Origin of the sequence: Legionella sp. PATHC032, from assembly GCF_026191185.1 — a bacterium.
Lineage (GTDB): Bacteria > Pseudomonadota > Gammaproteobacteria > Legionellales > Legionellaceae > Legionella.
Genome location: NZ_JAPHOV010000001.1, coordinates 1920607 through 1933048, shown reverse-complemented (window position 1 = coordinate 1933048; position 12442 = coordinate 1920607). Strand labels below are relative to the sequence as shown.

Genomic DNA, 12442 nt, shown 5'->3' with positions numbered 1-12442 from the left:
ATGAGTCAAATTATATTGCTTGATAGAGATGGAGTAATTAACACTGACTCAATCAATTATATCAAGAACGTTGATGAGTTTATTATTATACCTGATAGCATTACTGCAATAGTTCGCTTAAATGCCGCTGGATATAAAATCGGTGTTGCAACCAATCAATCTGGGGTTTCAAGAGGACTGTACTCAGAGGATGATTTATCTGCTATTCATCATAAGTTGAAAGAAGTAGTTGCAGAGGCTGGGGGGAAAATTGACGCCATAGAGTATTGTATTCATTTGCCTGAAGACAAATGTTTTTGTCGAAAACCTCAGCCAGGAATGTTAATAGCTTTAGCGAAAAAGTTGAATTGTTCTCTGGATGGTGTGTCTTTCGTTGGAGATAGAATTTCAGATGTACAAGCAGCATTGGCTGTTGGTGCAAGGCCTATCATTGTACTTTCTAGTATGACTGACCTGTCTGAGTTGGTAGAATATCCTGAAGTGCCGATTTATAATTCCCTGCTACAGTATGTCAATCAATTATTATTATAAGAATGAATAGAATAACAGCAGTTGGCTATGAAAATAACGAACTCAAAGAAAAAGCACAATTGTTAGCTGATCGATTGAATTTACAGTTAGATCGAAATGCTGACACCTGTCTTTTTGTTACTTCTGAAAAACTAACTTTAAAAATTCGAAATTTTTCTCTTATGTTTGCTGATTTCAGCAGTATGACCTGGAGTAAAAGAAAAGAAGAGGGCAAAAAACAGGGTTTGATCAAAGCTTGCAAGCCAACTAAAGGTATTAGAATTTTGGATGCTACAGCAGGTTGGGGAAAAGATGCTGCTATTTTGGCATCTTTTGGCTCCGATGTGGTTATGCTGGAACGTCATCCAGTTATGGCCGCACTGCTTGCTGATGCACTATCTCGTAGAAACGAATCAGAGATTCAAAAAATGTCTTTGTCTTTGATTGAAAGCGATGCTATTTCATTCCTGCATAGTGTGCAAGAAAAGGATTATCCCGATATTATTTACATTGATCCCATGCACCCAGAACGAAGTAAATCGGCTTTGGTTAAGAAAGAGATGCAAGTTTTGCAGCAATTAATTGGAGTGGATAATGATGCAATGGAATTAATCAAGCTGTCTTTATCTCATGTTAAGTCAAGAGTTGTAGTCAAGTGGCCGCAAAAAATAAAACCATTACTGCCGCCAGATGCCTCAATTGATGGTAAGACTGTACGGTTTGACATTTATATGCCCAAATTTTCTACCAACTAACCAAACTCTTCCAGTTCTTCTCTTAACCGCTTTTCTTCCAACAGATCTTCTATTTTTCTACGCCTTTCCAATTTTGTTGAAGGGCTTGCCTCTGTTATAACAGGTTCAGTATCACTAAAATCATCCATTTCATTGTCAAATTCATCAAAGCGACGAGTACTCATAGCTTTCTCCTTAGCTAACCCGTTGAATTCCATATCTATTCTCGATGATACTAAAATACCTGGAATAGTTACACAGGCACTTTATTTTTAAATGACTTCTCAAGCAGCAGTCCGTAGAGAATCAGTCATTTAAAATTCAAGTGTTCATGATGGATAAAATATCAGAAATTGATGATTTGAGGTAGTGGAATTTTTTGAGCAAATTTTCAGAGAAGATAAATAATTAGTTGAATTTGGATTAAACAATCCAAATTCAACATATAAGTCAATTATTGGTTGGTCATGCCATGTCGTTGTTCATCAACAGGCTGAGTTTGGACTCGTTCCTCTTGTTGCTGTTTCGCTCGTAATGCGGCAATTTCCTGTTTGACTACGACTGTGTTCACTGGGCCGGTTGAAGTTTTGGGAGCTTTTATGTCCTCGTAATCTTTCGAGATTTTTGAAGCTTTTGACATAATATCCTGGTAAGTTTCTTGGTTTTCTTTAAACAATTCCTCGGCCTTCATAGGTTTGCCATTAACATTAATTGTGATCTTGTCTGGAGGAAAACCTGATTCAATACAGGCGGCAAAAGCTTGTCGGCCTCTTTCCATCGCTACTTTTTCACTATTTGGAAAATTACAATTCATTTCAATAGAATCATAGCCTGAGGCTTTTATAGCTTGAGCAAGCAGCATTAAGTCTGTTTTGACATTTTGCCTTGGATCCTGATAATAGAGTGGATTTATCATCGGCATGTGGATTGTAAAGCTGCCATCCGGTTGTTGATGAATCTCTCTTCCTGTAATACTTTTAATGACAGGGATATCCTTGAGTTTGATTCCATTGAGATCAATTTTGTTTTCTGATAAACCTACTTGAACTGTTGTAGATTCAGGAGGAAGCCCTTTTCTTTCACGCTCTTTGGCATATAACTTTTCAAGCGTTTGACGCATTTCCTTGTTGTTTTCATACAGATTTGCAAGAAACAGATACTCTGTAGATTCACTTGCAGAGGCTTTATGCAGTTGAGTTAATGATTCACTTGTGGATTTATCAAATTCACCCAATTGCTTTTTGTGAGTTTCTTCCAATTCCTTTACCAGGCCTTCTGTAACTTTCTTAACCTCGTCATTATCCTTAAGCCCCAAGGCTTTTTTAAAGTCGGATACGTAATTACCACTTTGTCCTTCTTTCTGGGGATCCAATTTTTCTTTCAACATCTGGATTTCGTGCGCTTGCTGTTCCAATATCGCTTTACGGGCATCATCGGTCAGTTCTTTCATTGTGCCCACAAGATCCTGAGCTCGGAATTTGCTTGGGATTAATTTGATAAGCTCTTTAAATGTTGAGGTAGATTCTGTGAAGTTCTTTTGTGCTGTTTTAAACTTTTCGGTTGGTGCCAGGACTGTTTTACTTAAGACATCCCGGATGTTGTCTCCTTCGGTATTATTGGCATCCTTCAGTTTATCATGAAATAGCAAGCCCCCGGGTAGGCTGGTTTTCGGAAAAGCACGGAAATCATCTACTCTGGAGCTGACAAGCTTATCGAATGCATCAGAACTAAAGCTTGAGCTTTCCGGCAAACCGATGTGATCTCTGTATTCTCTTTCTAGCCTTTTGAATTCTTCAGAAGTGTATTTTTTTGTACGGCTCTCTGATTTTAAATGTTTACCAATTAAAGGGATAGAATTATAAAAAGCCATATCAAATACCTCAATAAGGTTATCTAGATAAAGTATAACAGTTTTTTATTAAGTAAAAATTAAGCTAATTTATTAATAATTACCAGGCCGGTATTGCATCTTCTCCAAACAATTTTTTTGCTTTTTCTTTCACTTCTTCTGAATTTAATGCCTTCACAAATAATTCCAGTTGAGGCCTTTTTTCTGTGTCACGGCGTATCACAATGATGTTGGCATAAGGTGAATCCTTACCTTCAGTAAACAAGGCATCTTTTGATGGGCTTAATCCGGCAGGCAAGGCAAACGTAGTGTTGATGACTGCGGCGTCAACATCAGGGAGCACCCTGGGTAATTGAGCGGCGTCTATCTCTTTGAATTTGAATTGCTTGGGATTGCTTTCGATGTCTTGAATACCGCTATTCGTTGTATTTTTAAGAGTAATCAGATGAGCTTTCTCCAATAATAAGAAGGCGCGCATCTCATTACTAGGGTCATTTGGCACGGCAATTATTCCATTTTCAGGTAATTCACTGAGTGTTTTATATTTTTTTGAGTAAATACCCATTGGATAAACGAAGGTTCTGCCGATTGCCTGCAAATCATAACCATGGGACAAGATAGCAGCTTTTAGATAGGGTAAATGTTGGTAAACATTAGCATCCAGGCTGCCATCCTGTAGAGCTTCATTGGGTAAATTATAATCATTAAATTCAACAATTTTTATGTTCAGCCCATACTCTTTTTCAGCAACCTGTTTTGCTGTTTCAATAAGTTCAGTTTCAGGGCCTGCAATTGTACCTATAACCAGAGTATTGGGGGCTGGCTTACTGCTGCAAGCTACCAGGCTAATGATTAAAACCAAACAACTTAAAATTCTCATTGAACCTCCCGATTAATAATGTATACAACGTTTAGCTAAGTAGTCTCCAATCATTTGTATCAGTTGGACCAAAATGATTAATACAATCACAGTAGCTATCATAATGCCAGCATTAAAACGTTGATAGCCATAATTAATCGCTAAGGTACCTAATCCTCCTGCACCCACTGCTCCTGCCATAGCTGAGTAATTAATCAGAGTGATTGCTGTTACTGTAATAGAATGAATTAATCCTGATTGTGCCTCAGGTAATATGATATGTAAAATAATTTGGCGTGTGTTAGCTCCCATCGAATACCCGGTTTCTATAAGCCCAAGGGGTAGCGATTGGAGAACATTATCAACCAGCCTTGCAAAAAAAGGAGTCGCTCCAACCGTCAATGGGACAATTGCTGCATTGATCCCTATGCTGGTACCAACAATTAGCCTGGTGAATGGAATAATAGCAACAAGTAAAATAATAAAAGGGATGGAGCGGAAAATATTAATCAGCGCAGACAACATTTTATTCAATTTGACGTTTGGCTTTATCCGAGATGATGAGTACATCAATATGCCTAATGGCAATCCAAGGAGCACTGCAAAAAGAGTACTAAAAAACACCATATACAGTGTTTCTCCGGTTGCGCTAAGTAAATCATAAACCATCTGGTAGGACATAGCCTAAAACCTCCACAGTAATACCAGCTTGTTCGCAACGATTGATAAATGCTTCAAGCAATAAAGGATTCGCTGTTAATTCAACAACCAAAACACCACAGGTCACGCCGTCGAAACGATCGATGTTTGCCAGAAGAATATTGATGTCCATGTTCAATTCTCTACTGGTTTGGCTAATAAACGGTACCGTTGCTTCCTCGCCCTGGAAAAATAATCTCACGAGAGGCTTTTCAGTAGCATAGTCTGCCAGTCTACGGGTAAGGCAGGTTGGTAGTTCGGGGCTAATTTGTGCATAAAGCATTTTGCGAGCGAGGCTCTCTGGCTTATTGAAAATATTAGATAAAGCAGTAGTTTCAATAATCTTGCCATCGACCATGACAGACAGTCTTTGACAGATTCGTTTTACGACATCCATTTCGTGGGTAATTAAGACAATAGTAATTCCATACAATTCATTGATTTTTTTTAGTAGCGATAATATGGAGTCAGTAGTTTCAGGATCAAGGGCTGAAGTGGCTTCATCGCAAAGTAGAATTTTGGGGGAGCAACTCAGCGCTCGGGCAATTGCCACTCTTTGTTTTTGCCCACCACTAAGTTGCGAGGGGAAAGAATCTTTTTTATCTGTTAACTCGACAACGGGGAGCAGTTCTTCAATTTTCTGTTTGATCGACTCTTCGTTTATACCCTGGATCCTCATTGGAAGGGCTATATTATCAAAAACAGTTTTTGAATTTAACAAATTAAAATGCTGGAAGATCATGGCAATTTTATGGCGTGCCGAGTCTAACTTTTTTCTGGAAAGGCTCATCAAATTCTGTCCATCAATAATGACTTCACCTTCGTCAGGTTTTTCCAATAAATTGATGCAACGTAATAATGTTGATTTTCCTGCCCCGCTTTTCCCTATAACTCCAAAAATTTCACCTTCCTGAATAAATAAATTAATATCATTTAAGGCGAGTTTGCCAGAGAAAGATTTTTTTAGCCCACATAATTCAATCATTACTATAACCTGGGATTATCGCTTGCGGGGCATAAAGTGGGGATTAGGAAGCAACCGCTTTAGCCGTATTTTCAAAAGATGTCTGAAGTACTGGAAAACATTAATTCTTAATAAAAAGCAATAATTGCATTTTACCTCGATTTTAGAGTTTTCATGATCTTAAACAGAGGAATAAATCTTTTGAGCGTCCGCAAGCTGTGTTTCAAATCGACGCTATGTGCAAGTATACACAAACTGGATTCATAAACAAAGAAAAATATTAATTTCACTGAGTTATCTTGATTTGTTTTTCATGATTATTGGCTGGACTGTGGATAACATAACAAGAGGCGATACGCATTCACCAGATAAGCGGCGTGATTCGGTCTGAAAATAATTATTTTGGTTTAGGATTGACAAGATAAATTCTTATTGGCAACCTTAAGCCGGTTTTAATACAAGGAACATTACTCATGAAAAAGATGTTTTTAGCAGTTTTTACGCTGTGTTCTTTTACAGCGCAGGCAGCAGTAGAATTAGAAACTTTTCAAAATGTAGTCGATGCCATAGCAGAAGGAAAGCGAATCACTTTTGTAATTAACTTAAAAAAATGCACCTCAGAAATGCCATTGAATTCCGCAATAGTATCAGTTACTCCGAATGCTGTGATGGTAGTTGGTGATAACCGTGTTACAGCCTCAGATAGACATTTTAGTCTTGATGATCCTATGGCTCGTGGTACACCTATGTTTGATTACAGCAAATTCAATTTAGACTCAGAGGGTGACGCCTCAATTAAAACCACTGTGCTCAACGCAAGTAGTTATGAGCGATTAGGTAGTTATCAAATGAATTGCAAATTAGGAGATGGTTTTAAAGTATTTGGTTAAACCAGTTTTCCTCGTGTTATGAGGATTATTAAAGTTCTTCTTAATTCAAATAATAGATATTAAAATTAAAGGGCAACTCTTGCAGCTGCCCTCTCTACAGATACGAGATGATTTTTAATGTGGATTGGAGCTGAAAATGGTGATTTTCATGCTATTTTAACTTTTCAATTCTTCCCTGTCTTTAAAATATTCTAATGCTTGTGGGTTTGCCAAAGACTGTAAATTACTTACTTGTTGGCCATGAACGACTTGCCTAACAGCGAGCTCCACTATTTTTCCGCTAAGGGTTTTGGGAATGTCTGGAACTTCCAGTATTTTTGCTGGTACATGTCGAGGTGACGCATTTTTTCTAATGGTTGTTTTAATGAGATTGATTAATTCGTCGTCCAGCTTTTTTCCCTCACGCAATTTAACGAATAACACAACTCGTACATCATCCTGCCAATCTTGGCCAATCACTATGCTATCAACAACATCATCTATTTTTTCAACTTGTCTGTAAATTTCAGCTGTTCCTATGCGCACTCCTCCCGGATTTAATATTGCATCAGAACGACCATGGATAATTAATCCATTATGAGCAGTTATTTCAGCAAAATCGCCATGTGCCCATACCCCGGGGAAGCGTTCAAAATAAGCATGTGTATATGCTTTTTTATCCTTATCATTCCAAAAACAGACTGGCATGGAAGGGAAGGGTTTGGTACAAACCAACTCACCACGTTTTTGTTTGATTGAATGACCTTCTTCATCGTACACCGCAACTTCCATACCCAATCCAATGCATTGTAATTCACCCCGATAAACCGGGAGAAGAGGATTTCCCAATGCAAAGCAAGAAATGATATCCGTTCCTCCTGAAATAGAGCTTAATTGCAGATCTTTTTTAATATGTTCATAGACGAAATCATAGTTTTTAGGTAGAAGTGGGGAGCCAGTAGACAAGACGCAGCGTAACTCAGATAATTGAAATTCACTTTTTGGTTTTACCCCGGCTTTTTCTATAGCAGATATGAATTTGGCACTGGTTCCAAATACTGTGACTTTTTCTTCATCTATCAGTCGAAACATTCTATTATCTGTTGGGTAGGTTGGAGAACCTTCATATAGAGTGATAGTAGCTCCCAATGCCAAAGCAGAAACAGTCCAGTTCCACATCATCCAGCCACACGTTGTATAAAAACATAAATTATCTGTGGATTTAATATCTGAATGGAGACCTAATTCTTTCAGATGCTGGATTAAAGTTCCACCTGCTCCATGCACGATACATTTAGGCTTACCCGTTGTTCCCGAAGAAAATAAAATATAAACCGGATGATCAAATGGAAGAGAGATGAAATCACATTCTTTTGCCGGTTTTATAAAATCATCCCAATACGAGGCGTAGGGTAGTTGCTCAAGATTAATTTCTTCATTAATATTCGGACAAATAACTACATGTCTTAGAGAGGTAATCGCAGCAGGAAGTTGTATAACCTTTTCTGAGCTGCTGTGTTTCTTACCTTGATATTGATGACCATCACAAATAAAGAGTACTTTAGGTTCAATTTGTCCTATCCGATCAAGCGCAGCCTGGGTACCAAAGTCAGGTGAGCAGGATGACCAAATTGCTCCTAAAGAAGTTGTTGCCAGCATGGCAATGATTGTATAGGAAGTATTAGGCATCACTGCGGCCACCCGGTCGCCAGTGGTGACACCAACTGCTTTAAGACCAGCAGCACATTGAGCTACTTTTTCGTATAACTCAGCATAGCTAATTACACTTTTGCAGTCATTTTCATCAAGGCTTATTAGAGCAGGGTGATTATCTCTGCGGGTTAATAATTTTTGAGCAAAATTGAATCGAGCTCCTGAAAACCAGCGTGCTTCAATCATTTCAGAATAATAATTCAGAATTTGGTGAGGCGGTGTATCAAAGTTCAATTTAAAGAAAAGGCAAAGAGTTTCCCAGAATGACTCAGGATGCTTTACTGACCAGGTATGTAAGTCCTGGTAATTTTCAAAAACTTGACAATGCTTTTTTGCGGCAAAATCCATAAATTGCCACATTCTTGTTTGTTCAGGGTTTTTAGGTGTCCATACTTTATCGTTCATGAAAATTTCTCTCATAGTTCTGTTTTTAATGATGGGTGTACACTGGAAAACTTCATCAGTAATTTATTTATAAGTATAGGCTAGCACAAAACTGGGTGCTTCTCTTTAAGTTTCCGATTTTTAGTACCTATCAACGCTAATAATGATGAACTTTCTAATTACATGGATTGGCTAGCATAGCATTAGCTACTTTAGATTGATTTTTTCGTCCTAATGCTTTACAAATCATATCTCCGGCAGCAACAATTTTGAATATATCTATACCTGTATCAATACCCAATCCATGCATCAGGTAAAGTACATCTTCTGTTGCAACATTGCCACTGGCTCCTCGAGCATATGGACAACCTCCAAGACCCGCAACTGAGCTGTCAAAGCGATTAACTCCATACTCCAGGGAGGCATAAATGTTTGCTACGGCTTGTCCATAAGTATCATGAAAATGCATGGCTAATTGTGTGATGGGAAGTATGGGTAGTATGGCATCAAGAAGCAACCGAGTTTGCTTGGGAGTTCCTACGCCAATAGTATCTCCTAACGAAATTTCGTGTACGCCCAGATCAAGAAGCATTTTAATGACGCTAACAACCTGACTCGGTTGTATATATCCCTCATAGGGGCAGCCTAATACACAGGAGATATAGCCTCTCACTCTAATTTGATTGGTTTTTGCTAATGCTAAAACAGGTTTAAACCGCTCTATACTTTCCTTAATAGAACAATTAATGTTACGTTGATTAAATAATTCACTGGCTGCAGTGAATACTGCGATATTTTGCACTCCCATTTCAAGAGCTTTAAGCATTCCACGTTCGTTTGGAACCAGGGCAGAGTAGTTGATGGAGGGTGCTTTATTAATAGATTGAAATACTTCTTCATTGTCAGCTAGCTGGGGAATTGCTTTTGCAGAAACAAAACTGGTAACTTCTATCTCTTTCAACCCTGTCTGACTGAGTAAATTGATTAATTCAATTTTTTTATCACTGTGGAGAAAAGATGGTTCATTTTGTAAACCATCTCTGGGACCTACTTCGATTATTGTCACATGCTGGGGATAGTCCATAAATATTCTCTTAAGCATCCGATTCGCTGAGTGCTAACAATTCTGCTCCCTCATTCACTTGAGAACCTACAGAATAAAAAATATCTGATAATATGCCATCGATTGGAGCATGAATGGTGTGTTCCATTTTCATCGCCTCAAGTACAATTAAGCTTTCACCAGCTTTTACCTGTTCACCAATATTTTTTAAAATAGCAACGACAGTGGCAGGCATTGGTGCTGTTAATTGGCCTTTATGGGCAGAAGTTTGAGCATCCAGTTTACTCCAATAGAAGCGTTCTATTGAAAGTTGACCTTTGTCAGTATAAAAGATCAAATGATGGTCCTTGTTTTCTACTCTGGCTTTTATTGATTTTTGATTGATCTCAATAATAAGCTCGCCCAAATCATATCTGGCGTGAATAACTATTTCCTTATTATCGATTTTTGCTTTAAATTTCTTATTATCTATAGGTGTAATCTGAACTTCAATCATCGTGGAGTTCAGTTGATAACGCAATACCCAATGACTTAAAAGATGCATTTGCCAGGCAAATGTCTCCTGTAATAATGGATCTGTAGTATGATTAACCATACCCAGATAATCACAACTTATAGCCAAGAATAAAGTCAATTCATTATCAGGCTTAGGCAGACTTATGTTTTCTTTCTCTAAAAAATCAGTACTTAATTTTGCATCTTTGAATTTTACATGTTGGCAAATGGCTCTTAGAAACGGTATATTTGTTTTTACCCCACCAATGTCATAGTGAGCCAGGCTGCGCTCCAACCGTTGTAATGCTTCTTCACGATTATGTCCCCAGGCAATCAGCTTGGCAATCATGGGATCATAATACCTTGTTATTTCTGAAAACAAAGTAACACCTGTATCAATACGTATACCATCACCCGAAGGCTCTTTTAAGAATTGAAGTTGACCAATGGAAGGTATAAAACCCTGATAAGGATCTTCGGCATATATACGGCACTCGATTGCATGGCCTTCAGCTTGAATTTGATTTTGCAGAAAAGGCAATGTTTCATTCGCAGCAACTTTAATTTGCCATGCGACAAGATCGAGCCCTGTAATCATTTCCGTGACAGGATGTTCTACTTGAAGTCTTGTATTCATTTCCATGAAGTAGAATTTGTCCTCACCATCTACCAAAAACTCCACTGTTCCAGCACCTCTGTAGTTGATGGAGCGAGCTACTTCACAAGCTGCTTCCGCCAGTCTTTGTCGAAGAAAAGGTGGTAAATTGGGGGCAGGGGCTTCCTCAATAATTTTTTGATGCCTACGCTGAATTGAACAATCTCTTTCAAACAAATGTACAACATTTCCATGATTGTCCGCCATGATCTGTACTTCAACATGACGAGGATTAAGAACTAATCGTTCAATTATCATAGTATCATCCGCAAAGGATGCCATAGATTCTCTTTTGGCTCCTGCCAATGCGTCATGAAATTCTTTTTCATCATGTACTGCTCGCATTCCTTTTCCACCACCGCCATTAGCGGCTTTAATCAGCACTGGAAATCCAATTTTTTTAGCTTCGCTCAGCAATTTTTCTTCAGACTGTTCAACGCCATGATAGCCCGGTGTAAGTGGGACTTTCGTTTTTTCAAGAAGTTGTTTAGCTAATTGTTTGGATGCCATTGCTTCCATCGCTTTAATGGATGGGCCAATGAAAACAATGCCTGCTTGTTCACAGGCTTTGGCAAAATCAGGATTTTCAGATAAAAAACCATAGCCAGGATGAATAGCTTGTGCTCCGCTTTCTTTTGCTGCCTGAATAATATGGTCAATATTCAGATAACTTTCTTTAGCTGGCGCCTCTCCGATATAACAGGCGCTATCGGCTAATCGCACATGAAGGCTATTTCTATCTGCCGCGGAATAAACTGCAACAGCCTGAATGCCCATAGAGTGCGCTGTTTTAATGATTCGACAGGCTATTTCGCCTCGGTTAGCAATTAATATTTTATTAAACATGTCCAGAACCTTTATTCCAGTTGGGTATTTCTTTATTGAGAAATGCTTTAAGCCCTTCCTGCCCTTCATCAGACACTCTTTTATGAGCAATCAGAGAAGCAGTGTAGCGAACTAGTTCTTCATCTATTTTTTTATTAGCAACGTACTGTGCTAGTTGTTTTGAGTTTTTAACCGCTTCTGGCGCATTGTTACTGATTTGTGAAGCGTATTGGAGAGTAAACTCCAGCAAGGTGTCATCAGGGACACAGTGCTGTACCAAATTAAGGGAGTATGCGCGTGTGGCGTCAATAACTTCAGCACTCATGAATAACATTTTCGCTGCTCGTTCACCTATTGCGCTGACTACATAGGGACTAATTACTGCTGGAATAAGACCTAACTTCACTTCAGAAAAACAAAAGCGTGCTGAAGTAGACGCAATGGCTATATCACATGCTGCAGCTAATCCAGCTCCTCCACCAAAAGCGGCACCCTGAACCATGGCGATAGTGGGTTTGGGGCTTTTACTGAGACTATACATCAAATTACCTAACACCATGCTGTCTTCCAGGTTTTCTTCTTCAGTAAAGTTAGCCATGCTTTGCATCCAGGTCAAATCAGCGCCAGCTGAAAAATGCTTTCCATTCGCTTTAAGTACTATGACGCGAACGTTAGTATCATTTATTGCGGAATCAAGTTGTGTTTTCATTTCAGCCAGCAGTTGGTTATCGAATGCATTATGTTTGCTAATCCGATTCATAGTAAGTAAGCCTACTTTATCTTGAATTTCGTATAATAAATCACTCATGCCATTGCTCCTTTC

The 12442-nt window shown here is 38.6% G+C and carries 12 protein-coding genes; 3 read left to right on the top strand and 9 right to left on the bottom strand.

The window, feature by feature from the left end; translation table 11 throughout:
• Nucleotides 1-531, top strand: a complete 531-nt coding sequence (gene gmhB / locus OQJ02_RS08680; RefSeq protein ID WP_265718799.1) for a D-glycero-beta-D-manno-heptose 1,7-bisphosphate 7-phosphatase — start codon at nt 1-3, stop codon at nt 529-531.
• A gap of 2 nt (nt 532-533) precedes the next feature.
• Nucleotides 534-1265, top strand: a complete 732-nt coding sequence (locus OQJ02_RS08675; protein WP_265718798.1) for a class I SAM-dependent methyltransferase — start codon at nt 534-536, stop codon at nt 1263-1265.
• Here OQJ02_RS08675 and OQJ02_RS08670 read toward each other — a convergent pair.
• The 5 genes from OQJ02_RS08670 to OQJ02_RS08650 form a co-directional block, all read right to left on the bottom strand.
• A complete protein-coding gene (locus OQJ02_RS08670) occupies nt 1262-1429 on the bottom strand; it encodes a PA3496 family putative envelope integrity protein (protein ID WP_162839341.1) in 168 nt (55 codons plus the stop codon). The two genes, OQJ02_RS08675 and OQJ02_RS08670, sit on opposite strands and share 4 nt — an antisense overlap.
• A 269-nt stretch (nt 1430-1698) precedes the next feature.
• Nucleotides 1699-3114, bottom strand: a complete 1416-nt coding sequence (locus OQJ02_RS08665) for a hypothetical protein (protein ID WP_265718797.1) — start codon at nt 3112-3114, stop codon at nt 1699-1701.
• A gap of 79 nt (nt 3115-3193) precedes the next feature.
• Nucleotides 3194-3973, bottom strand: a complete 780-nt coding sequence (locus OQJ02_RS08660; protein ID WP_011215805.1) for a MetQ/NlpA family ABC transporter substrate-binding protein — start codon at nt 3971-3973, stop codon at nt 3194-3196.
• A 12-nt stretch (nt 3974-3985) separates the two neighbouring features.
• Nucleotides 3986-4633, bottom strand: coding sequence for a methionine ABC transporter permease (locus OQJ02_RS08655; RefSeq protein ID WP_265718796.1), 648 nt, complete (start codon nt 4631-4633; stop codon nt 3986-3988).
• Nucleotides 4611-5636 (bottom strand): methionine ABC transporter ATP-binding protein, encoded by a 1026-nt coding sequence (locus OQJ02_RS08650; RefSeq protein ID WP_265718795.1) that lies wholly within the window; start codon nt 5634-5636, stop codon nt 4611-4613. Before OQJ02_RS08650 ends, OQJ02_RS08655 begins: the two co-directional genes overlap by 23 nt.
• Nucleotides 5637-6088: 452 nt before the next feature.
• Between OQJ02_RS08650 and OQJ02_RS08645 the strand changes: the two genes are divergently transcribed.
• A complete protein-coding gene (locus OQJ02_RS08645; RefSeq protein ID WP_265718794.1) occupies nt 6089-6505 on the top strand; it encodes a VirK family protein in 417 nt (138 codons plus the stop codon).
• Between the two features lie 156 nt (nt 6506-6661).
• Here OQJ02_RS08645 and OQJ02_RS08640 read toward each other — a convergent pair whose 3' ends face one another.
• The 4 genes from OQJ02_RS08640 to OQJ02_RS08625 all read right to left on the bottom strand — a co-directional run bounded on the left by OQJ02_RS08640 (nt 6662) and on the right by OQJ02_RS08625 (nt 12427).
• Nucleotides 6662-8602 carry an acetoacetate--CoA ligase gene (locus OQJ02_RS08640; RefSeq protein ID WP_265718793.1) on the bottom strand — a complete coding sequence of 647 codons (1941 nt, stop codon included), beginning with the start codon at nt 8600-8602 and terminating at the stop codon, nt 6662-6664.
• A 154-nt stretch (nt 8603-8756) separates the two neighbouring features.
• Entirely contained in the window at nt 8757-9665 is a 909-nt protein-coding gene (locus OQJ02_RS08635; protein WP_265718792.1) for a hydroxymethylglutaryl-CoA lyase, read from the bottom strand.
• Nucleotides 9666-9675: 10 nt separating this feature from the next.
• Nucleotides 9676-11640 (bottom strand): acetyl/propionyl/methylcrotonyl-CoA carboxylase subunit alpha, encoded by a 1965-nt coding sequence (locus tag OQJ02_RS08630; protein WP_265718791.1) that lies wholly within the window; start codon nt 11638-11640, stop codon nt 9676-9678.
• A complete protein-coding gene (locus OQJ02_RS08625; RefSeq protein ID WP_265718790.1) occupies nt 11633-12427 on the bottom strand; it encodes an enoyl-CoA hydratase-related protein in 795 nt (264 codons plus the stop codon). Before OQJ02_RS08625 ends, OQJ02_RS08630 begins: the two co-directional genes overlap by 8 nt.
• Nucleotides 12428-12442: the final 15 nt, after the last annotated feature.